Source organism: Pseudomonas sp. W2Oct36 (assembly GCF_041060465.1).
Classification (GTDB): domain Bacteria; phylum Pseudomonadota; class Gammaproteobacteria; order Pseudomonadales; family Pseudomonadaceae; genus Aquipseudomonas; species Aquipseudomonas graminis_B.
The window spans coordinates 16,253-37,001 of sequence record NZ_JAUERW010000018.1; the positions used below are offsets into that span (position 1 = coordinate 16,253).

General features: G+C 59.1%; 18 protein-coding genes and 1 tRNA gene. 14 read left to right on the forward strand and 5 right to left on the reverse strand.

Annotated features, from left to right (window positions below):
* The 9 genes from tolR to QWI18_RS20415 all read left to right on the forward strand — a co-directional run bounded on the left by tolR (position 1) and on the right by QWI18_RS20415 (position 7,453).
* Positions 1-456: a protein TolR gene (tolR, locus tag QWI18_RS20375; RefSeq protein ID WP_172613049.1), complete on the forward strand. Its 456-nt coding sequence runs from the start codon at positions 1-3 to the stop codon at positions 454-456.
* Positions 456-1,547, forward strand: coding sequence for a cell envelope integrity protein TolA (tolA, locus tag QWI18_RS20380; RefSeq protein WP_065989723.1), 1,092 nt, complete (start codon positions 456-458; stop codon positions 1,545-1,547). Before tolR ends, tolA begins: the two co-directional genes overlap by 1 nt.
* Before the next feature lie 17 nt (positions 1,548-1,564).
* Positions 1,565-2,845 (forward strand): Tol-Pal system beta propeller repeat protein TolB, encoded by a 1,281-nt coding sequence (gene tolB, locus QWI18_RS20385; RefSeq protein WP_369319732.1) that lies wholly within the window; start codon positions 1,565-1,567, stop codon positions 2,843-2,845.
* Positions 2,846-2,898: 53 nt separating this feature from the next.
* On the forward strand, positions 2,899-3,402 hold the full coding sequence (gene pal, locus QWI18_RS20390; RefSeq protein WP_065989719.1) for a peptidoglycan-associated lipoprotein Pal: 504 nt from the start codon (positions 2,899-2,901) through the stop codon (positions 3,400-3,402).
* A gap of 6 nt (positions 3,403-3,408) precedes the next feature.
* On the forward strand, positions 3,409-4,227 hold the full coding sequence (gene ybgF, locus QWI18_RS20395; protein WP_065989717.1) for a tol-pal system protein YbgF: 819 nt from the start codon (positions 3,409-3,411) through the stop codon (positions 4,225-4,227).
* A gap of 179 nt (positions 4,228-4,406) precedes the next feature.
* Entirely contained in the window at positions 4,407-5,054 is a 648-nt protein-coding gene (gene queE, locus QWI18_RS20400) for a 7-carboxy-7-deazaguanine synthase QueE (RefSeq protein ID WP_065989715.1), read from the forward strand.
* Between the two features lie 15 nt (positions 5,055-5,069).
* Positions 5,070-5,744: a 7-cyano-7-deazaguanine synthase QueC gene (queC, locus tag QWI18_RS20405; RefSeq protein ID WP_167355802.1), complete on the forward strand. Its 675-nt coding sequence runs from the start codon at positions 5,070-5,072 to the stop codon at positions 5,742-5,744.
* Positions 5,745-5,807: 63 nt separating this feature from the next.
* Positions 5,808-5,883 (forward strand) — tRNA-Lys (locus tag QWI18_RS20410).
* A 658-nt stretch (positions 5,884-6,541) separates the two neighbouring features.
* Complete coding sequence (locus QWI18_RS20415) at positions 6,542-7,453, forward strand: DMT family transporter (protein WP_192132114.1); 912 nt, start codon at positions 6,542-6,544, stop codon at positions 7,451-7,453.
* A gap of 396 nt (positions 7,454-7,849) precedes the next feature.
* Here QWI18_RS20415 and QWI18_RS20420 read toward each other — a convergent pair whose 3' ends face one another.
* On the reverse strand, positions 7,850-8,164 hold the full coding sequence (locus tag QWI18_RS20420; protein WP_192132112.1) for a hypothetical protein: 315 nt from the start codon (positions 8,162-8,164) through the stop codon (positions 7,850-7,852).
* 113 nt (positions 8,165-8,277) lie between these two features.
* On the opposite strand from QWI18_RS20420, the gene QWI18_RS20425 reads away from it, so the two are divergent.
* The 4 genes from QWI18_RS20425 (at position 8,278) to QWI18_RS20440 (ending at position 13,878) form a co-directional block, all read left to right on the forward strand.
* Positions 8,278-9,099 carry an NADPH-dependent oxidoreductase gene (locus tag QWI18_RS20425; protein WP_192132110.1) on the forward strand — a complete coding sequence of 274 codons (822 nt, stop codon included), beginning with the start codon at positions 8,278-8,280 and terminating at the stop codon, positions 9,097-9,099.
* Positions 9,100-9,484: 385 nt separating this feature from the next.
* Positions 9,485-11,512: an FIST N-terminal domain-containing protein gene (locus QWI18_RS20430; protein ID WP_065986019.1), complete on the forward strand. Its 2,028-nt coding sequence runs from the start codon at positions 9,485-9,487 to the stop codon at positions 11,510-11,512.
* A gap of 53 nt (positions 11,513-11,565) precedes the next feature.
* On the forward strand, positions 11,566-12,375 hold the full coding sequence (locus QWI18_RS20435) for a helix-turn-helix transcriptional regulator (RefSeq protein WP_192132108.1): 810 nt from the start codon (positions 11,566-11,568) through the stop codon (positions 12,373-12,375).
* A 105-nt stretch (positions 12,376-12,480) separates the two neighbouring features.
* Complete coding sequence (locus QWI18_RS20440) at positions 12,481-13,878, forward strand: NAD-dependent succinate-semialdehyde dehydrogenase (RefSeq protein WP_369319733.1); 1,398 nt, start codon at positions 12,481-12,483, stop codon at positions 13,876-13,878.
* Positions 13,879-13,992: 114 nt separating this feature from the next.
* Here QWI18_RS20440 and QWI18_RS20445 read toward each other — a convergent pair whose 3' ends face one another.
* From QWI18_RS20445 to QWI18_RS20460, 4 genes are all read right to left on the reverse strand, one after another.
* The gene (locus tag QWI18_RS20445) at positions 13,993-15,486 is read right to left on the reverse strand and encodes a M10 family metallopeptidase C-terminal domain-containing protein (RefSeq protein ID WP_192132104.1); all 1,494 of its coding nucleotides are present in this window, start codon (positions 15,484-15,486) and stop codon (positions 13,993-13,995) included.
* A 281-nt stretch (positions 15,487-15,767) separates the two neighbouring features.
* Positions 15,768-16,457, reverse strand: coding sequence for a type 1 glutamine amidotransferase domain-containing protein (locus tag QWI18_RS20450; RefSeq protein ID WP_065986742.1), 690 nt, complete (start codon positions 16,455-16,457; stop codon positions 15,768-15,770).
* A gap of 224 nt (positions 16,458-16,681) precedes the next feature.
* On the reverse strand, positions 16,682-17,284 hold the full coding sequence (locus tag QWI18_RS20455; RefSeq protein ID WP_065986744.1) for a TetR/AcrR family transcriptional regulator: 603 nt from the start codon (positions 17,282-17,284) through the stop codon (positions 16,682-16,684).
* Between the two features lie 141 nt (positions 17,285-17,425).
* A complete protein-coding gene (locus QWI18_RS20460) occupies positions 17,426-19,285 on the reverse strand; it encodes an ABC transporter ATP-binding protein (RefSeq protein ID WP_296312397.1) in 1,860 nt (619 codons plus the stop codon).
* A 259-nt stretch (positions 19,286-19,544) separates the two neighbouring features.
* Between QWI18_RS20460 and nadA the strand changes: the two genes are divergently transcribed.
* The gene (gene nadA, locus QWI18_RS20465; RefSeq protein ID WP_369319709.1) at positions 19,545-20,603 is read left to right on the forward strand and encodes a quinolinate synthase NadA; all 1,059 of its coding nucleotides are present in this window, start codon (positions 19,545-19,547) and stop codon (positions 20,601-20,603) included.
* Positions 20,604-20,749: the final 146 nt, after the last annotated feature.

Below are 20,749 nucleotides of genomic sequence, written 5' to 3' on the forward strand. Positions count from 1 at the left end.
ATCGCTCGCGGCCGACGCAACAAGCGCAAGCCGGTCGCCGAAATGAACGTGGTGCCGTACATCGACGTGATGCTGGTGCTGCTGGTTATCTTCATGGTGACGGCTCCGATGATCAACCAGGGCGTGAAAGTTGATCTGCCCAAGGTCTCCAGCGAGGCTTTGCCGCAGGACAACAACAATCAGGTTCTGACGATCTCGATCAAGGCTGACAAGACCTATTACTGGAACCTTGGCAGCGAAGTCGACACCGACAAGCAAATGGACAAGGCAATGACCTTGCCCCAACTGACCAGCGCCGTGACCAAAATCATTGCAGCCGGTCGTGACGCGGGCAAGCAGACCCAAGTGTTCATCCGTGGCGACAAGACGGTCGACTACGGCGCTGTCATGGGCACGATGGGCGGGTTGCAGAAGGCCGGGGTCGGGAACGTTGGTTTGATTACCGAGGCCCCCTGATGCAGCCGATTCGAGAGCCGTCCGCCTCGGAAAGCTACTTCTGGCCGTCCGTCTGGGCGGTAGGACTGCACGTCCTGATTTTTGGTTTGTTGTTCGTCAGCTTCGCAATGACGCCCGAGCTTCCTGAAGCCAGGCCGATTGTTCAGGCCACGCTCTATCAGTTGAAATCAAAAAGTCAGGCAACCACCCAGACCAACCAGAAGCTTGCCGGTGAGGCGAAGAAGTCCGCTGCGCGACAAACCGAAGTCGAGCAGATGGAGCAGAAAAAAGTTGAGCAAGAGGCGGTGAAGGCGGCGGAACAAAAGAAAGCCGATGCCGCTCAAAAAGCCGAAGAACAAAAGGCCGAAGAAGCGAAAAAAGCTGACGACGCCAAGAAAGCCGATGACGCCAAGAAAGCTGCGGACGACGCTAAGAAGGCCGAAGCCAAAAAAGCGGATGACGCGAAGAAAACCGCTGAAGAGAAGCAATTGGCTGATATAGCCAAGAAGAAAGCCGAAGACGACGCGAAGAAGAAAGCCGAAGAAGACGCTAAGCGCGCGGCCGCCGAGGAAGCCAAGAAACAGGCTGCCGAGGACGCGAAGAAGCAGGCTGCAGACGACGCCAAGAAAAAGGCTGCCGAAGACGCGAAGAAAAAAGCGGCTGAGGACGCCAAGAAGAAGGCTGCGGAAGACGCGAAGAAGAAAGCCCAGGACGCGGCTCGCAAATCAGCGGAAGACAAGAAGGCGCAAGCACTGGCCGACCTGCTTTCCGACAAGCCGGAACGCCAACAGGCGCTGGCCGATGAGCGTGGCGACGAAGTGGCTGGCAGCTTCGATGATTTGATTCGCTCTCGGGCGGCTGAAGGTTGGGCACGTCCCCCTTCCGCGCGCAAGGGCATGACGGTCGTCTTGCAGATCAACATGTTGCCGGACGGCACCGTGACTTCGGTCAACGTGAGCAAGTCCAGCGGCGATGGTCCTTTCGACAGTTCAGCAGTAGCGGCGGTCAAGAACATTGGTCGTTTGACAGAGATGCAGGGAATGAAGCCTTCGGACTTCGCACCTTACCGTTCATTCAAGATGACATTCACACCTGAGGACCTAGCCTTGTGATTAACCTTCTTCGAGGAATGCTTGTCGTTCTGTGTTGCGCAGCGGGTTTCGCCGCTGCCGACGAAAAGAACATTCTGGTAACAAGCGGCAGTGACCGCGCCACGCCAATCGCGGTGGTGCCGTTCGGCTTGCAGGGCGGCAGTGTGCTGCCGGAAGACATGGCCAAGATCATTGGTAACGACCTTCAGAACTCGGGCTACTACTCGCCGATTCCAAAGGAAAACATGATCAGCCAGCCACGCCAGGCCAGCGAAGTCATCTTCCGTGACTGGAAGGCGCTGGGTGCCCAGTACGTCATGGTCGGCAGCATTGTTCCTTCGGGCGGTCGCTTGCAGGTCCAATACGCGCTGTTCAATGTGGCCACCGAGCAGCAGGTCCTGACCGGCAACGTTTCGGGCACCACAGACCAATTGCGTGACATGTCGCACTACATTGCCGACCAGTCATTCGAGAAGCTGACCGGCATCAAGGGTGCGTTTTCGACCCGCATGCTGTACGTGACTGCGGAACGTTTTTCGACTGACAACACGCGCTACACCCTGCAGCGTTCGGATTATGATGGCGCCCGTGCTGTCACGCTGTTGCAGTCACGTGAGCCGATCCTGTCGCCTCGCTTTGCGCCCGACGGCAAGCGTATTGCCTATGTGTCGTTCGAACAGAAGCGCCCACGGATCTTCGTTCAGCACATCGACACCGGTCGTCGCGAGCAGATCACCAACTTCGAAGGCCTGAACGGCGCCCCTGCGTGGTCCCCGGATGGCACTAAGCTGGCCATGGTCTTGTCGAAAGATGGCAACCCGGAAATCTATGTGATGAATCTGGCGTCGCGTCAATTGTCGCGAGTGACCAACGATTCTTCCATTGATACAGAACCGTTCTTCGGTAAAGACGGCTCCACGCTTTATTTCACGTCTGACCGCGGCGGCAAGCCACAAATCTATAAAACCAATATTAATGGCGGAGGGGCAGAGCGCGTTACTTTCATCGGTAACTACAATGCCAACCCTAAGTTATCGGCGGATGAAAAGACTCTGGTGATGATCCATCGTCAAGATGGCTTCACTAACTTCAAGGTGGCAGCTCAGGATTTGCAGCGCGGTAGCGTAAAAATCCTCACAGACAGCAACCTTGATGAGTCGCCTACTGTTGCGCCTAACGGCACCATGGTAATCTACGCCACCCGCCAGCAGGGCCGGGGAGTCTTGATGCTCGTGTCCATTAATGGACGCGTAAGGCTCCCGCTTCCTACCGCTCAAGGCGAAGTCAGAGAACCTTCCTGGTCCCCTTACCTGAACTGACGCGGCGCTTTACGTTGTACTTAACACACTTGGGGTTCATTAGGAGTTTTACGATGGAAATGCTGAAGTTTGGTAAATTTGCTGCGCTGGCTCTGGCCATGGCTGTAGCTGTAGGTTGCTCGTCCAAAGGCGGCGACAATGCCGGTGCTGGCGGCGCTGCTGTTGATCCTAACGCTGGTTACGGCGCTAACTCTGGCGCTGTTGATGGCAGCCTGAGCGAAGAAGCTGCTCTGCGCGCTATCACCACTTTCTACTTCGAATACGACAGTTCCGACCTGAAGCCAGAAGCCATGCGCGCTCTGGACGTTCACGCCAAAGACCTGAAAGCCAACGGCGCTCGCGTAGTTCTGGAAGGCAACACCGACGAACGCGGTACTCGCGAATACAACTTGGCCCTGGGCGAGCGTCGTGCGAAAGCCGTTCAACGCTACCTGGTTCTGCAAGGCGTTTCGCCAGCTCAGCTGGAACTCGTTTCCTACGGTGAAGAGCGTCCAGTTGCTACCGGTAACGACGAGCAATCGTGGGCTCAAAACCGTCGCGTCGAACTGCGTAAGTAATTTGACATGCGAACGTGCCGACGTGCTTTAACCGTTTTGGCTCTCACCCTTCCTCTTGCAGCGATGGGTGCGGTTCCTGTGGTCGATGACAACTCTGGCTCTGCTGGTAGCAGTTATCCGCCATCGGGTTATGGCACGTCTGGCGCCTACGCCGGGGGTGCGGCTACGGCCGCGCCTTCGGCGCAAGGTCAGCTGTTCATGCAATTGCAGCAAATGCAGGACGAAATTTCGCGCTTGCGCGGAATAGTGGAAGTTCAGCAGAACGATATCCAGCAGATGAAGCAAGAAGCGCTGGATCGTTACAAAGATCTCGATTCCCGTATCGGAGCTGGAGGCGCATCTGCCCCATCAGCTACCAACAATTCCGCATCCGACGGTGGCAGCAATGCCGGCGGAGCACCCGCGTCATCAGCCGCTCAAGCGCCTCAGGCGAGCAGCGAGCCCGGTGACCCAGCGAAAGAAAAGCTTTATTACGACGCTGCTTTCGACCTGATCAAGGCGAAAGACTTCGACAAGGCCAGTCAGGCTTTTGCGGCGTTCCTGCGCAAATACCCGAACAGCCAGTACGCGGGCAATGCTCAATACTGGTTGGGCGAAGTCAATCTGGCCAAGGGTGACCTTCAAGGTGCCGGTCAGGCCTTCGCAAAGGTCAGTCAGCTTTACCCAAAGCACGCCAAAGTGCCTGATTCCCTGTACAAGCTGGCGGACGTTGAACGTCGACTGGGTCACACTGACAAAGTGAAGGGTATCCTTCAGCAAGTGGTTGCTCAATATCCGGGCACCTCAGCCGCTCAGCTGGCTCAGCGAGACCTGCAGCGTCTCTGATTGCTACTCAATCTGACCGCTGATTCAAGAAAGCCGCGCATTGCGCGGCTTTCTTCGTTAGAATTCCGCCCCCGAAATTCCGGTATTGATTACGCTTCTGTGGATTCTGCGTGCGCAGGGTGTACAGAAGTGCCTGACGGAGGCGGATGGCCTGTTTAGCCGTTACGCCCGTGGCCCCTATGCAAGACACATTACGCATCACCGAAGTTTTCTACTCTCTGCAGGGTGAAACGCGCACGGCAGGCTTGCCTACCGTTTTCGTGCGACTCACCGGCTGCCCATTGCGTTGCGGTTATTGCGATAGCGAATACGCCTTCACCGGCGGAACCATCCAGACCCTCGATTCACTGATGGAGCAGGTTGCCAGCTATCGCCCGCGCTACGTCTGCGTCACAGGCGGCGAGCCCCTTGCTCAGCCGAACGCTATTCCTTTGCTTCAGCGGCTGTGTGACGCGGGCTACGAGGTTTCTCTGGAAACCAGTGGCGCGCTGGACATTTCGAAAGTCGATCCCCGCGTGAGCCGCGTCGTCGACTTGAAGACCCCAGGTTCAAAAGAAGTGGCACGCAACCGATACGAAAATATTGACCTGCTCACGCCCAACGACCAGATCAAATTCGTGATTTGTTCGCGGGAAGATTACGACTGGGCCGTCTCCAAGATCATTCAGTACGGTCTGGACCGTCGCGCCGGCGAAGTGCTTTTTTCCCCTGTGCACCGCGATTTGAACGTCAGAGACCTGGCCGACTGGATCGTTGCCGACAACCTCCCGGTGCGTCTGCAATTGCAGTTGCATAAAATCCTCTGGAACGACGAGCCGGGGCGCTGAATGAGTGAGCAATCGATGACTGAGAAAAGAGCGGTAATCCTGCTGTCCGGCGGCCTGGATTCGGCCACCGTGGTGGCAATGGCCAAGGCCGATGGTTTTAGCTGCTACACCATGAGCTTCGACTACGGCCAGCGGCATCGCGCCGAGTTGCAGGCGGCGGAGCGGGTAGCGGCGGATATGGGCGTCGTTGAGCACAAGGTCATCGGCCTTAACCTCAACGGCATCGGCGGGTCTGCGCTGACTGACAGCAGCATCGCGGTGCCGGAGACGCCGGGCGAAGGCATACCGGTGACATACGTGCCGGCGCGCAATACCGTTTTCCTCTCTCTCGCGTTGGGCTGGGCCGAAGTGCTCGGCGCACGGGATATCTTCATCGGGGTCAACGCCGTGGATTACTCCGGCTACCCGGATTGCCGTCCGGAGTTTGTCGAGTCGTTCGAGCGCATGGCCAATCTCGCCACCAAGGCTGGCGTTGAAGGGCAGGGATTCAGGATACAGGCGCCGCTGCAGATGCTGAGCAAGGCCGATATCGTCAAAACCGGTACGCGTTTGGGTGTGGATTACGGGTTGACGGTTTCCTGCTATCAAGCCGACGAGCAGGGGCGTGCGTGCGGAAAATGCGACAGCTGCCGCTTGCGCGCTGAGGGCTTCGCGGCGGCGGGTGTGACGGACCCGACGCGTTATTTTTAAATTATTTTCGCTTGGGTGTTGAATTACTGTGAAATATCAGTAATATACGCGCCACAACGAAGCGGGTCGTTAGCTCAGTTGGTAGAGCAGTTGGCTTTTAACCAATTGGTCGTAGGTTCGAATCCCACACGACCCACCATTTCGAAAATCTGGAAGGCCCATGAAAATGCGGATTTCCAGATTTTTTTTTGCCTGTCTGAAAAGCAGTAGGGCGTGAGTAAAGCTGCGAACTGAGGCGATGCAACTGGGAACTGGGCACGACTATTCCCTCAGTTTCGCTGTGTGCCAGGCGACTGCAGCTTGTTGAAGTTGTCCACCTCCTTTCGCCCTGTGCATCCAATCACCTGATGCGCGCCGCATCTGACTGGCCGTCTACCGAAGCGCGATGTGATGCTTTTGTGGGTCACCCCTTCCAGCGACATCCGGATAGCTCAGCTGGCCTCGCTGGAAGTCGCAGACGTGCGGTATCCCATCGGAGCCATCAAGCCTGAGGTGTAGTCACGCGCAGACTTCACCACGGGCCGTCGGCCGCGCATTGTCTACCTGACCCCACCTACGATCCCTTCCTGCCTTGCTCCAACGATCGACCCAGTGAGAATTCGGCACGCCTTCGCGGTTGCGCTCTCATGGCGACATCAGTAATGATTGTTGGATCCAAGTGTGCGCAAGAATCGTAGTTGCCCCCTCAGCCTGCTTAAACGGCGGGCTTTGGCAGCATCTTCACATCCTCGAATTTCGCCCCGTCAATACGGGCCAACATCTCCTCGGACGACAAACCAGTACAGGGAACGACATCAATGCAATCTAATTTCAGCAAAGGCGTTATTTTCGCGCTCTCCGCTGCCGCACTGAACGCAACCATTGGGGTGCTCAGCAAGTTGCTCATGAGCAATGGCTTCACTTCCAGCAGCGTTGCCGTCATCAAAACGATAGTGGGGTGCATCCTGCTCTCGATCGTGCTGCTTTTTCTCAAGCGTCCGACCTCAGCCGCCAAATGGAGCCAGGCGGCGATCTGCGCGTTCCTTGGTATTTTCGTGCTGTTCCATTTCGAGACTTCCGCCTACCGGCATTACGCCGCCGCGGGTGTCGTCGTCGTACTCATGGCCAGTGCCTCAATTTCGTCGATCATTCTGGGGCGCCTGTTCCTGAAGGATCCCATCACTGCAAACGCAACCGTGGGTGCCGCACTTGCCATCTCAGGGATTGCAGTGATATTCGGCGCTGATTTGCAGCAGGGTTTCACTCTGGAAGGCGCAGCGCTGGCCTCCGTCGCAGGCTGTGGCTACGGAGCGTTTTCAGTTGTGATGAAAAAAATGGGTGTTTCAGGTGGCTTGCATTTCACTCGTCAACTGCTCTTCTTCGGCAGCCTGTACCTGCTGATGCCTGCCGCTGGCGATGGCTTCGTGATAGGCGAGCTGTCATCCATGGCGATTGCCGCACTGCTGGCGCTGGCCGCGCTGCCGACCATCCTTGGCTTTTTCTGCACGACCAAGGCGATCGAATACCTCAAGCCATCCCAGGTGCAAGCGCTTGAACTGACCGAACCGCTCTTCGCGGCACTGCTGGCATTTGTCGCCCTCAATGAAGTACCGCGCGAAAGCCTTTATCTGGGAGCGGCCCTGATCATCGCTGGTTTGTGTTTCTCCAACGAACTGATACGTCTGGGTCACAAAGCGTCGGCCCAGGCGGAGCGGGTCAGTCGCATTTAATGGGGATTCATTAGGGGCTGCGTTGCCGAATGCCTTGGGCTAAGCGCGTTATGTCACGGGGGCTTGGAGCGAGTCTTACGCCCGCTTGTCTCTAACAATGGGTCGTAGGTTCGAATCCCACACGACTCACCATTTGAAAATCTGGAAGGCCCATGAAAACGGGTTTTCCAGATTTTTTTGCCTGTCTGAAGGTAGGTGGTCGGGTTGAGTCAGTAAGTCAGAGCCTTCCAGCCCATCTCACGCCTTGCCTTGCGCACTGCCACTGCCTTGAGAAGACGCACCCGTATCGCTCCGGACGTTATACCGCTTGAGTGGCAACTGATCCGCTTTGGTTCCGTCATCCCACGCTATGGGGCCGAGCCCGTTTCTTTTGACGCGCGGTGTATGAGCGTTCGCTTAGATGAGGGAGAGCAGCGTTTCCAGCTGACCGCGTTCCCACGTGCTCAGCAGCTCAAGGGGATCAGTGCCGTAACGCTGGCGGGCGTCAAACATATAAGTCCGGCCTTCGGGGCTGAGGCAGCGGTCGCAGTGGTCCAGGGCGTTGTGCTCTTTGTAAAACGTGATCAGCCAGCCATCGGCATCGACGGTCATCAGTCCGCTGTCGGTCTGGACTTGAGCGTTGCCGTCCACCCGACGCATCACCCGAATGCCGAGGGCAATGTCACGCAGGACCTGACAGGTGTCACGCGCAGTAAGAGGCTCTGCTGACAAATGGCTTTCCTCGGATGGCTCAGTTTGAAGGGCGGTCGCATGAAAATGCCTACCCAAGGCATGCGCCTGTGGCATCGATTTGGTAGCCTCGCATCACTTTTTTGGAGAGATTTATGACCACAACCAGCCAATCCAGAATGGCGGCGCGGTACGGCGAACCCGATGCGTCTGCGCTCACCACCTGGAACGATACCATCGATCAATTGCTCGACCATCGCAGCGTTCGCGCTTTCAGCACCGAGCCTCTGCCGGATGGGCTGGTGGAAACACTGGTCGCTGCTGCGCAGTCTGCAGCCACCTCTTCAAACCTGCAGGTCTGGAGCGTGGTCGCGGTGCGGGACACGGATCGCAAGGCGCGCCTCTCGGCGCTGGCCGGCAACCAGGCTTACATCCGACAGGCGCCGCTGTTTCTGGTATGGCTTGCCGACCTTTCTCGCGTCTCCCGTGTAGCCGAGCAGCAGCACGCCGAACTGCACGCGCTTCCCTACCTCGAAAGCCTGTTGCTGGGCACGATAGATGCTTCGCTGGCGGCTCAAAACGCCGTTGTGGCACTCGAATCGTTGGGGCTTGGCAGCGTTTACATCGGCGCCATTCGCAATGACATCGAGGGGGTCGCCAAGGAGCTAGAACTGCCTCCACACGTTTACCCCGTATTTGGCCTCTGCGTCGGCTATCCCTCCAGCGAACTGCCCGCGAAGGTCAAACCGAGGCTTCCACAGGCCGCGGTGCTTCACCACGAAACCTACGCGGCGGAGCCAGAGCCGGCCGCAGTCGCCGCGTATGATCAGCGGTTGGGGGCTTTCTACCAGCGCGAGGGGATGAGGGCAAACGGTTGGTCTGAACAAGTCGTCAACCGACTTCGTGACACCTCCAACCTCCATGGCCGTGAACATTTGGTTGAGCAATTGATCCGGATGGGGTTTGGCCTTCGCTGACGACGGGGCTCCAGGATTCAGCGATGGGATGAGCGCGCCTTGATTGCGCATGACAGATGCAGGCCTCAGCATCAGTGCGGCGGGCAGGACGTCGTTTTGATCGTCGAAGCAATGAGGTCGCGCCGCCACAGGTGGGCGTCGACAGAACGCCGGAGATTATGAAATCCCGGCGCTCACGCTAAAGCCCCCTTCGCGGCGGGCGCCACGGCTTTCGCATCCATCGCACCGACGGCGATTGAAACTGAAGCAATCATGCGGGCTTAGGTTCGCCCCCCCCGACCAATCCCGCGGGTTGTCCTTCAAGTCAGATTTTCCACGGCCGATACAGAGGAAAGCTGCCGCGTATGCAGTCATGCGCTCAGCGATCCCTTCTAGTGAGCCGACGATGAACCCACTCAAACTCTTCAACCGATCCCGCGCGAACCGTCAGGAAGCGATCAGCATTAACTGCACCGCTGGTGAACTGGATCGTGCCTTGGCAGGCGTGCGTTCGGTTCCCGTTCTGGTGACGGGTTTCGTCTCTCCCCATCTGGACATCGATCAGGTCGCGGCGCGTATCAAGCAGCGCTTTCCCGGCAGCGCGCTGAGCCTGTGCACCACCTCCGGCGAGCTGTGCAACAGTGCGACCGGTTTGTATTGTGCGACGGGCGATCGCTGGGACCGCATCGTCTTGCAGCTTTTCGAAAAAAGCGTGATTGCCTCCGCTGAAGTGGTGATGGTGCCGCTGGAATGCGAAGACATCCGCAGCGGCGGCAAGCGCATGGAAATGCGTGAGCGTATTGAAAAACTGGTCAACAATATCAAGCGTGCCCAGGTCAGCACGGCCATCGACCACCGCGACACCCTGGCCTATGTGGTGTTCGACGGCTTGTCGGCGTCCGAATCGTTCTTCATGGAAGCGCTGTACGAGTCCGGTCGCTTCCCATGCCTTTTTGTCGGCGGTTCGGCTGGTGGCAAGTCGGATTTCAAGAAGACGCTGATCCACGACGGCCAGCGCAGCTATCAGAATCATGCGCAGATTGTCTTCATCAAGACCGCTGCCGACATACGGTTCGGCGTGTTCAAAAGTCAGAACTTCAAACCCGCCGGGCTGACCTTCAGTGTCCTGACTGCGTCGGTCGAAGACCGCACCATCGACCAGGTGATCGACAGCCAGGGCAACATCATGAGCATGGTCCAGGCCCTGTGTAACGCCTTCAGTTGCGACGCTCACGCCCTGGAAAAGAACCTCGCGGAGTACTCCTTCGCCATTCGCGTGGGCAGCGAACTGTTCGTGCGATCGATCGCGCGCATCGACCATGCACAGCAAATCATTCAGCTGTTCTGCGACGTGGCCCCCGGCGAGGAGCTGGTGATGGTCAAGCGCACCCCGTTGCGCGAAGCCACCCAGGTGGATTACGAGCAATTCCTGCGCGGCAAGGGCGGGCAGCCCGTGGCGGCGATCCTCAACGACTGCATCTTGCGTCGGGCCAACAACGGCAAGGACCTGGGCAGCATGACCGGATTGTTCGGTGACGTGCCGGTGGTGGGGTTCTCGACCTTCGGCGAAATTCTCGGCCTGAACCTGAACCAGACGCTCACGGCGATCTTTTTCTTCCGGGTGGCAAAAGGCGCGTCATTCACTGATGAGTACGTGGACAATTTCATCGCCCACTACGGAGAGTTCAAGGCGTTTTTCCTGCGCCGCCAGCTGAAAAAGATGGTGGGTTTGAACCACGTCATCGTGAAGCAGATCGAGGCGTTCAAGCTCAACGATTTCAACAATGCGCTGGACACTCGCGGGCTGGATACCAAAGTGCTGCCCGTGTTCGAGGGCCTGGCCGCACTGGGTAGGGTCCTTGCCCAGGCCGGTCAGCAGCAGGAAGAGATGTCCACGCAAATCAAGCACTATTCCGGCGAGCTGCACCTGTCCATGGACGATCTGGCCGGAACGATTGACCAGCAGAACACTGTCTCGACAAACGCCGGTAATACCGTGGTAGCGCTGGTCAGCCAGGCGGACGAAGCGGTGGTCGGCGCACGAGCCCTTGCGGAATCGAGCCTGCGGATCCAGTCCATCGTGCAGGTGATTCAGCAAATCGCCGGACAGACCAATCTGCTGGCGCTCAACGCCGCGATCGAGGCCGCGCGGGCAGGGGACCTGGGCCGAGGCTTCGCCGTGGTCGCCGACGAAGTGCGCAAGCTGGCGGAAATCACCCGCAAAAACGCAGCGGAGATTGGCGTCGACATCGACCTGCTCTCCAGCGAGATTCAGCGGGTGGCGCAGCAGATCGAGGACCAGTCCACCGGCGTCGGCGCGTTGCGCGAAATGCTCGATTCCCTGGAACACTCGAACCAGGCCACCGAAGGCACGGCGCGGCGTACTAAAGCCATCGCCGATACCTTGACCGGCTTGACCCACGCCAGACCATGACCCACGATGCCTGATTGTCGGCGATAAACGACAGCATGGATCACGAGTGAGTTATGGCGAAAAGACCGTCGATAGAGCAGCGCCGCGAGTTCGGCAATTTCCTGTCCAGCCGGCGGGCGCGCCTTGATCCGAAGGACTTCGGTCTACCGGAGGGGCCCCGGCGCACGCCGGGATTGCGCCGCGAAGAAGTGGCGGCGCTCGCCGGGGTCAGCGTCAGTTGGTACACCTGGCTTGAGCAGGGCCGTGACATTCAGCCCTCGCCGGACGCGCTGGAACGGATATCCAAAGTCCTCAAGCTCGACCGTGTGGAGTCCGCGCACCTGTACGCGCTTTCCGCGCTGGAAGTGCCGGTTGCTGCGACCGGCGGCGGGGTGACGGCCGGGCTGGAAATGCTGGTGCGCGCGATCAACCCGATTCCGGCGTATGTGCGCAACGCCCGACTCGACATCCTGGCGTGGAACGACGCCATCGCCGAGCTGTTCGTCGACTACGGTTCGTTGCAACCCCATGAGCGCAACACGCTGCGTCTGCTGTTTCTGTACATTCCGTACCGAACCATCATCCTGGATTGGGAGCAAATGGCGCGGGGCATGATCAGTGCGTTTCGGGCATCGCGCGCGTTGGCTCAGGACAAGGCACCGTTTGATAGCCTGATCGAAGAACTCTCGGCCGTGAGCCCCGAGTTCAAAGAGTGGTGGCAGGACACCGAGGTCAAAGGCTTCGAAGAGGGTCGCAAGCGCCTGCTGCACCCCATCAGCGGCCATATCGATTTCACCTACGTCGCATTGACGCCAGAAGGGCGGCCGGACCTGTCGCTGGTGACCTACATTCCCCGCCACACTGCCTATGACTCACGGTCATAGGATAACAACACGCCTTCCTGGCTATTTCGGGCTTGCCTAGAGTGACGGTCATCGCAGCGCACATGTGCTGCACCGATCGCCAACGAGGTAATCACGATGTCTGACCTGAGCCCGATCTCCACCGCAAACGTCGCCACATCACGCGACCCGGCCACCGGTGAGCTGATCGCCACTTATCTCTTCCAGACGCAGGCTGAAGTCGAGCAGTTGCTGGACGTGAACGCTGCGGCGTTTCGTCTGTGGCGCGCCACTCCAATGGCTGAGCGAGTGTCGGCTTACCGTCGTCTGGCAGCCATCCTCCGTGAGCGGTCGGAACCCTTCGCTGCGCTGATCACCGCTGAAATGGGCAAAACCCTGGCGGCGGCCCGTGGTGAAGTGGAGAAGTGCGCGGCCACGATCGAGTGGATTGCCGACAACGGCCCGGCGATTCTTGCCGATGAGCCGGTCAATGTAGACGGCGACGATGAAGTCCATGTGTCCTTCCTGCCGATCGGCACCGTGCTGGCGGTGATGCCCTGGAATTTCCCGCTGTGGCAGGTGATTCGTGCCTCCGGGCCGATCATGTTGTCGGGCAATGGCTTCATGCTCAAGCACGCGCCGAACGTCATGGGCTCGGCTTACGCGCTGCAAGAAGCCTACGAGGCGGCGGGCTTTCCAAAAGGGCTGTTCACCAACCTTATTGCCGACAACGACACCGTGGCCCGCACCATTGAAGACCCGCGCATCGCTGCAGTGACGCTGACGGGAAGCATGCGCGCAGGTTCTGCCGTCGCCGCCACCGCAGGCAAGGCACTCAAGAAGAGCCTGCTGGAGCTGGGCGGTTCGGACGCCTTTATTGTGCTGGCCGACGCGAACATCGACCTTGCGGTGAAAGCCGCCGTCGAAGCGCGTTTCCAGAACGCCGGCCAAGTCTGTCTCGCGGCCAAGCGCTTCATTCTCGAGGCGCCGATCGCCGAGCAATTCACCCGTCAATTCGTTGCGGCGGTCGAACAACTGAAAGTGGGCGATCCGTTGGACAGCGCCATCAATGTCGGCCCGATGGCTCGGGCTGATCTGCGCGATGAGCTGGATGGTCAGGTTCAACGCACTGTTGCAGCCGGCGCGACGTTGCTGCTGGGCGGGAAGAAAATCGACGGCCCCGGCAACTTCTACGCGCCTACCGTGCTGGCCGATGTGAAGCCAGGCATGGCCGCATTTGATGAAGAAACCTTCGGGCCGGTGGCCGCGATCACCATCGCCGCCAACGCCGAAGACGCTATCCTGCTGGCGAACACCAGTGACTACGGACTGGGCGGCAGCCTGTGGACCCAGGACATTCCGCGCGCGCAACGCATCGCCCGGCGTCTGGAAACCGGCGGCGTGTTCATCAATGGGTTTCCGGCCACTAACGCGCGCATCCCGGTGGGAGGCGTCAAAAAGAGTGGCTACGGTCGCGAGCTGTCCCACTTCGGGTTGCGCGAGTTCACCAACGCCCAGGCGGTGTGGGCCAAAAGCGTTGACTGAGAGTCAGTGAGCAGTACCCGCATGGGAGAAGCTGTGTCACCGCCCATGCTGCAAAAAGCCGTCGCACCTGCGACGGCTTTTTCGTACCTGCCATTTGGAAGGGCGCTTCTCGATTCAACCGATCGGGTGCAGGTCAGCGGGTGCCAGGCCCACAAGCTCGATATGCGCAGCGCTCGCGTCAGCCACGATCAGGTTATCGGCGGTGAAAGTCTTGGCGACGTTTTTGTCGATACTGATCTCGAATCGGTTACCGTCAGCGTCCGCTTCGTAATCCTTGAGGTAGGTGCGGTGCAGAGCCGTGTCATAGATCACCTTGAGCGTGCCATCGGTGCCATCGCCAAGGCCTGTGTAACCCAGCGCTGAAACATCGATGCGGTCCTGAGTGGCGTCGAAGTTTTTGATGAAGTCCGAATTGCCCCGGAAGCTGTCGCTCTTCTCGACATATCGGAAGGTGTCGACCCCGGTGTTGCCCACCAACAGATCATCATCACCGCCTCCGACGAGGATGCCGCCCGCGGTCGAATTGGTGAACGTGTCACGGTGGTTATCGCCAGTCAGCGTCTGGTTGGCGCGGTCTGCTGCGTTGTCCCCGGCAAAGGTGAAGCGATCCATGTCCTGCAGGCCGGTAAGCGGATCCCGGTCGTATTGCGTCAGGTGCACGGCGAATCGGTTGCCGTCCTCATCGGCCTCGAAGGATTGGGCAATCGCGTAACCAGCTTCATTGTCGTAGCTGTAATTGAGCGTGCCGTTGTAGCCATTGCCAAGGCCGGTGAACCCCAGTGCCGAAACGTCCAGCAGATCACCGTCACCGAGGCTGAAGCTGTGGATGAGATCAACGCTGGACTGGCCTGTGCCGTCGTTCACGAAGCTATCGGTGAGATGCTCGAAGACAAACGTGTTACGGGAGCCGCCGCCATACATCTCGTCCGCTCGGCCTCCACCGGTCACGATGTTGCCGGAGCGGGGAACGACCAGAATGTCATCGCCATCGGTCCCGGTGATGACGTATTGCTTGTTGCTTAGCCCATGTTCGCGGCCATTGCTTTCTGCAGTCAGGTCGTAGCGCAGGGCGAAATTTTGCGTGCCAAGCTCAGCGGCGTGATCGCCTTCAAGTCTGACTTCGAATGCCTGGCCTTGGGCGTTTTTATCCAGAGAGCGAACATAGGTAATGTCCTCGTCGGCGTTGTAGGTCACTGCCAGATCGCCGTTGTGGCCATTACCAACGCGCTCCAGCCCGAGGGCTGTCAGGTCAAGTACGTCAGTGGATTGGAAGTTTTTGATCAGGTCCGAGTGGGAGCCCTGTTTGTCGAAGTAACTGTCCGTCACCGAGGTGTAGACGAACGTGTTCCCGTAGACATAAGCGGAGTGGCTGGTGATCGTATCGACGCCCGCGCCGCCGTTGTAGCGATCCTGCGCGTTGCTGAACGGGTCGGGATCCCCTTCCTGACCGATGAGGATGTCGTCGCCATCGCCGCCAGAGATGAAGTCCCGCTTTGTGGTGCCCGTGATGGTGTCGTCATCCGCCGTGCCCACGTAGCTGTCATAGGTGCCATGAGCAGTCATGACAACCGCTTCACTCTGCAATGCCGCTTTCGTTCCCTGAGCCATTTTTTCTCTCGCGATAGAGGGGTTGGTACTGCGATCGCCGTAAACGACAGATCCAGTTGCAATGGGCACCATGGGTGTTCATCAATGCCCGCCACTACCGTGGTAGACCCGTTAAAGCCGTGTTTGTTTGGTTATTCGCCTTCGCCCAGAAACGACAAAGCCCGACATAAAGTCGGGCCTGGGGTCGGGTTGAATCCGTTCATTACCAGTTCATGGCAGTTATCTCGTTGCGAAGGTGAGAAGCGGGGAGGGGTGCGAACACCCCTCGCGCTGGGCGGTGATCAGGCCGATTTGTTCTGCAGTGCTTCGATCAGCACGTCTGCCGCAGGACCGGAGGAAGCAGGGTTCTGACCGGTGATCAACAGACCATCGGTGAGGACGTACGAGCCCCAGTCCGGACCTTTGGAGTAGACGCCGCCGAGTGATTTCAGCTCGTCTTCCACCAGGAAAGGCACCACATTGGTCAGGCCGACCGCTTCTTCTTCGCTGTTGGCAAAGCCGGTGACCTTCTTGCCTTTCACCAGTGGCGTGCCGTCGGCGCTCTTCACGTGGCGCAGCACGCCAGGGGCGTGACAGACGACAGCGACGGGCTTGCCGGCTGCGATGAACGACTCGATGAGCTGAACGGAATTTTTGTCTTCGGCCAGATCCCACAGAGGGCCATGGCCGCCTGGGTAGAACACAGCGTCGAAATCTGCCTGGGACACGCTGTCCAGGCGAACGGTGTTGGCGAGCAGGGCTTTGGCGGTTTCGTCTTTTTCGAAACGACGGGTCAGGTCGGTCTGGAAGTCGGGCTCGTTGCTCTTCGGGTCCAGCGGAGGTTGGCCACCTTGTGGCGAAGCCAGAACGATTTCAGCGTTGATGTCGCTGAATGCGTAGTAGGGCGCGGCCAGCTCTTCCAGCCAGAAGCCGGTAGGACGGCCGGTGTTGCCAAGGGTGTCGTGGGAAGTCAGAACCATGAGAACTTTCATCGGGTGTATTCCTTGTGACGGGCTAAAGTAGGTACACCATAGCCCTGAGTAGACCAGTCGTCTAGAGTTAATTCAAAAAATTATTTGCGCGTTGATTGAGCGATGGAGAGGTCCGCGCAAATGAGGTGCATGGGCTGGGCCGCACGAGGCCGGCAGGCGTCATGGCGGCGTGAACCAGGGATGAGGGGTTGCAGATGGTGCGGCGCACGGTTGCCGTGCGCCAATCAGGCCAGGCGCAGAATCACACGCGTGGTCGCCATGGCTGTTTCAAAAGGGGCAAGGCTTCTTTCAATCTTGACCATCACGCTGGCCCCTACCCACAGTTGATACAGGCTTTGCGCAACGGCGAAAGGATTCTCGCAGGCGGGCAGCGAGCCGTCGGCAACGCCAGCCTCGATCGCGCTGCCAAGCCGGTCGGTGATCCCGGCAGTGCCTCGCTTGAGAACGGCGCGCATGGTTTCCGACAGATCGGCCACTTCAACGCCGAGCTTCACGGCGAGGCATTTGCCCTGGCATTCCTGAAACGACTGCGTGTCCTGCCAGACGCGCCAGTAGTTCATCAAGCGCTCGCCCATGGGCAGGCCGGGCTCGCCGAGGATGCGATCAATGTCAGCGAGGTAGTCGTCGAAGTAGTGCTCAAGCAACGCTTCCCCGAAGGCATCCTTGGAGCCGAAATAATGATAGAAGGAGCCTTTCGGCACGCCCGCAGCGGCCAGAATTTCGTTCAGGCCAACGCCGGAATACCCCTTGGCGGCCATGATGCGCTGGCCGACGTCGAGGATGCCTTGACGAACATCAGATGAACCACGTGTTTGGGGAGTATTCATAGCGTCGGAGAATACATCCTAGTAAGTCGGTCTACTAGAGGATTCTGATGGACGATGCTGTCGTGGGTCGGCGCGGCCCGCGTCGAACGACGGCTGCGCCCCAAGCCGTCGTTCAGCGCGTTTATACCGCGAGTCTGCCCGCTATACCTGATCCACCGCTTCAGGCACGCCCTGATCCTCACCCAGAAACCCACCGCTCTGGTGATGCCACAGACGCGCGTAAGTACCGTTCTTGGTGAGCAGTTCAGCGTGGGTGCCTTGTTCGATGATGCGCCCGTCGTCCATCACGATCAGCCGGTCCATGGCTGCAATCGTCGACAGCCGGTGGGCGATGGCGATCACGGTTTTGCCTTTCATCATCTCATCGAGGCTTTCCTGAATCGCCACTTCGACTTCCGAATCCAGCGCGCTGGTGGCTTCGTCCAGCAGCAAAATCGGCGCGTTCTTCAGCATCACGCGAGCAATGGCAACCCGCTGGCGCTGGCCGCCCGAGAGCTTGATGCCACGCTCACCGACCAGCGTGTCATAGCCGCTGTGGCCATGCTTGTCGCTGAGCTGACTGATGAACCCATCCGCCTGGGCATTGACCGCAGCGGTGTGGATTTCCTCATCGGTGGCGTCAGGCCGACCGTACGCAATGTTGTCGCGGATGGACCGATGCAGCAGCGAGGTGTCCTGAGTCACCATGCCGATGGCGCTGCGCAGGCTGTCTTGCGTGACCTGCTTGATGTTCTGACCATCGATGCGAATCTCGCCGCTGTCCACGTCATAGAAGCGCAGCAGCAGATTGATCAGCGTGGATTTACCGGCGCCTGAACGGCCGACCAGGCCTATCTTCTCGCCCGGGCGGATGGCCAGATTCAAACCCTCCAGCACCTGGCGCTCGCCGTTGTAGTTGAAGCTGACGTTCTCGAAGGTCACCGCGCCGCCGGTGGTTTTCAGCGAGTTTGCATTCGGCGCGTCCTGTACTTTAGGGCCCTGAGTCAGGGTCGCCATGCCGTCCTGCACCGTGCCGATGTTCTCGAACAGCGAGGTCATCTGCCACATGATCCAGTGGGACATGCCGTTGATGCGCAGCGCCATCGCGGTAATCGCCGCCACCGCGCCAGTGCCGACGTCACCCTGATGCCACAGCCACAGGGCGTAACCGCCTGCGCCCAGAATCAACGCGACGACCAGCGCCTGATTGACGATTTCGAACTGGCTCACCAGACGCATCTGGCGAAAGCCCGTGTGCTTGAAGTCCTCCATCGCCGCGCGGGCAAACTGCGCTTCGCGTTTGGAGTGGGAGAACAGCTTCACGGTGGTGATGTTGGTGTAGGCGTCGGAAATTCGCCCGGTCATCGACGACCGCGCGTTGGCCTGCTCCTGACCGACTTTGCCCAGGCGCGGCACGAAGTACACCATCGCCAGGCCGAACAGCACGATCCAGGCAAGGAACGGCAGCATCAGCTTCAAGGCGAAACCGCCCGCCAGCGCGATGATCGCAATGAAATAAACGCCGATGCCGGGCGCGATTTCAATCAGGGTGAACAGCACGTCCCGCACCGCCAGCGCGGTCTGCATGACCTTGGTGGTGACCCGGCCGGAGAATTCATCGGAAAAGAACGACAGGCTCTGCCGCAGCATCAGCCGGTGAAAGTCCCAGCGCAGCCGCAACGGCAGGTTGATCGCCAGCACCTGATGCTGAACCATCGTGCGCATGGCCACCAGCCCGACGCTGATCACCAGCACAATACCGATGCCCCACAGCGCTCGGCTTTCTTCGCCTGCGGTGGCGCCGCCGTCCTTCCAGGTCGACAGCAGATCGACCACTTGGCCGAGAAACGAGAAAAGCCAGGCTTCGTAAATCGATACACAGGCGCTGAGCACTGCCAGGGCGAGGATGTAGCCACGCGCACCCCGGGTGCAGGCCCACAGAAAACGTACCAGACCCACAGGTGGCGGCGGCGCTTCGTCGGGTGGGAAGGGGTCGAGGCGTCGTTCAAATACGCGCAGCATGAGGGTCTCCAAAACTGTCCAGTGACGCAGATTCTGCCATTGAATGGCGGGCTTGAGGGTTTCGGTGCTTTTTTGACTGACTCGTTCCAACCATTGCGGACGTGTTTTTACGATGCCCTCGCTTGAGGCGATGGCGATGGCGCTAACATTGAGGGCGGGGACTGCCGGTAAGTGATCGCTCAACAGAACCCGTGCTAACTTCCCGGGCGTTTTCTACCCTGCGGACTTTTGCTCCGTACGCGCATTCAGGTTCATCGACATGACACACATCTCCGAACGTCTTCTGGTCCAAGCGCACCTGGACGCCAAACAGCCCAAAACCCTGAGCCCTGACGAGGAAGCGGAATACCGCCGCTTGATCGCCGCCGAGCTCAAGGCCCAGGACGCCGTGCTGGTCGCTCATTACTACTGCGACCCGGTGATTCAGGCACTGGCGGAAGAAACCGGCGGTTGCGTCTCGGACTCTCTGGAGATGGCGCGATTCGGCAAAAACCATCCGGCGAAAACCGTGCTGGTGGCCGGGGTGCGTTTCATGGGCGAAACCGCAAAAATTCTGACCCCTGAAAAACGCATCTTGATGCCGACCCTCGAAGCGACCTGCTCACTGGACCTCGGTTGCCCGGTCGATGAGTTTGCTGGGTTCTGCGATCAGCATCCCGAGCGCACCGTGGTGGTTTACGCCAATACGTCGGCCGCCGTAAAAGCCCGTGCCGACTGGGTGGTGACGTCCAGTTGCGCGCTGGAGATCGTCGAAAGCCTGATGGACAACGGCGAGAAAATCATCTGGGCGCCCGACAAGCACCTGGGCCGTTACATCCAGCGCGAAACCGGGGCGGACATGCTGTTGTGGAACGGCGCCTGCATCGTGCACGAGGAGTTCAAATCCCGGCAGTTGGAGGACATGAAGGCCTTGTACCCGGACGCGGCCATTCTGGTGCATCCGGAGTCGCCCGAGTCAGTCATCGACCTGGCCGATGCTGTGGGCTCTACCAGCCAGTTGATCAAAGCGGCGCAAACGCTGCCGAACAAAACCTTCATCGTCGCCACCGACCGCGGCATCTTCTACAAGATGCAGCAGCTGTGCCCGGACAAGGTCTTCATTGAGGCGCCCACTGCGGGCAACGGCGCCGCCTGCCGCAGTTGCGCGCACTGCCCGTGGATGGCGATGAACACCCTGGCACGCACGCTTCAATGCCTGCGCGAAGGCACTAACGAGATCTTCGTTGACCCGGCGGTCATCCCTCACGCCGTCCGGCCGTTGCAGCGCATGCTGGACTTTACCCAGGCGGCGCGGATGAAAAACTCGGGTAATGCTTGAGTAACAGCCGCAAGCCGCAAGCCGCAAGCCGCAAGCTTCAAGCTTCAAGCTTCAAGCTTCAAGCGAAAAGCGAAAAGCGAAAAGCGAAAAGCGAAAAGCGAAAAGCGAAAAGCGAAAAGCCAACTCGCCGCATTTCAGCTTGCAGC

Bases quoted from the DNA above. Each gene is read 5' to 3' on its own strand.
- queC (WP_167355802.1), top strand. From the start codon at position 5,070: ATGACTGAGAAAAGAGCGGTAATCCTGCTGTCCGGCGGCCTGGATTCG.
- QWI18_RS20455 (WP_065986744.1), bottom strand. From the start codon at position 17,284: ATGAATACTCCCCAAACACGTGGTTCATCTGATGTTCGTCAAGGCATC.
- QWI18_RS20425 (WP_192132110.1), top strand. From the start codon at position 8,278: ATGACCACAACCAGCCAATCCAGAATGGCGGCGCGGTACGGCGAACCC.
- tolB (WP_369319732.1), top strand. From the start codon at position 1,565: ATGCTTGTCGTTCTGTGTTGCGCAGCGGGTTTCGCCGCTGCCGACGAA.
- QWI18_RS20415 (WP_192132114.1), top strand. From the start codon at position 6,542: ATGCAATCTAATTTCAGCAAAGGCGTTATTTTCGCGCTCTCCGCTGCC.
- QWI18_RS20435 (WP_192132108.1), top strand. From the start codon at position 11,566: ATGGCGAAAAGACCGTCGATAGAGCAGCGCCGCGAGTTCGGCAATTTC.
- ybgF (WP_065989717.1), top strand. From the start codon at position 3,409: ATGCGAACGTGCCGACGTGCTTTAACCGTTTTGGCTCTCACCCTTCCT.
- QWI18_RS20460 (WP_296312397.1), bottom strand. From the start codon at position 19,285: ATGCTGCGCGTATTTGAACGACGCCTCGACCCCTTCCCACCCGACGAA.
- pal (WP_065989719.1), top strand. From the start codon at position 2,899: ATGGAAATGCTGAAGTTTGGTAAATTTGCTGCGCTGGCTCTGGCCATG.
- queE (WP_065989715.1), top strand. From the start codon at position 4,407: ATGCAAGACACATTACGCATCACCGAAGTTTTCTACTCTCTGCAGGGT.
- QWI18_RS20450 (WP_065986742.1), bottom strand. From the start codon at position 16,457: ATGAAAGTTCTCATGGTTCTGACTTCCCACGACACCCTTGGCAACACC.
- tolA (WP_065989723.1), top strand. From the start codon at position 456: ATGCAGCCGATTCGAGAGCCGTCCGCCTCGGAAAGCTACTTCTGGCCG.
- QWI18_RS20430 (WP_065986019.1), top strand. From the start codon at position 9,485: ATGAACCCACTCAAACTCTTCAACCGATCCCGCGCGAACCGTCAGGAA.
- QWI18_RS20445 (WP_192132104.1), bottom strand. From the start codon at position 15,486: ATGGCTCAGGGAACGAAAGCGGCATTGCAGAGTGAAGCGGTTGTCATG.
- nadA (WP_369319709.1), top strand. From the start codon at position 19,545: ATGACACACATCTCCGAACGTCTTCTGGTCCAAGCGCACCTGGACGCC.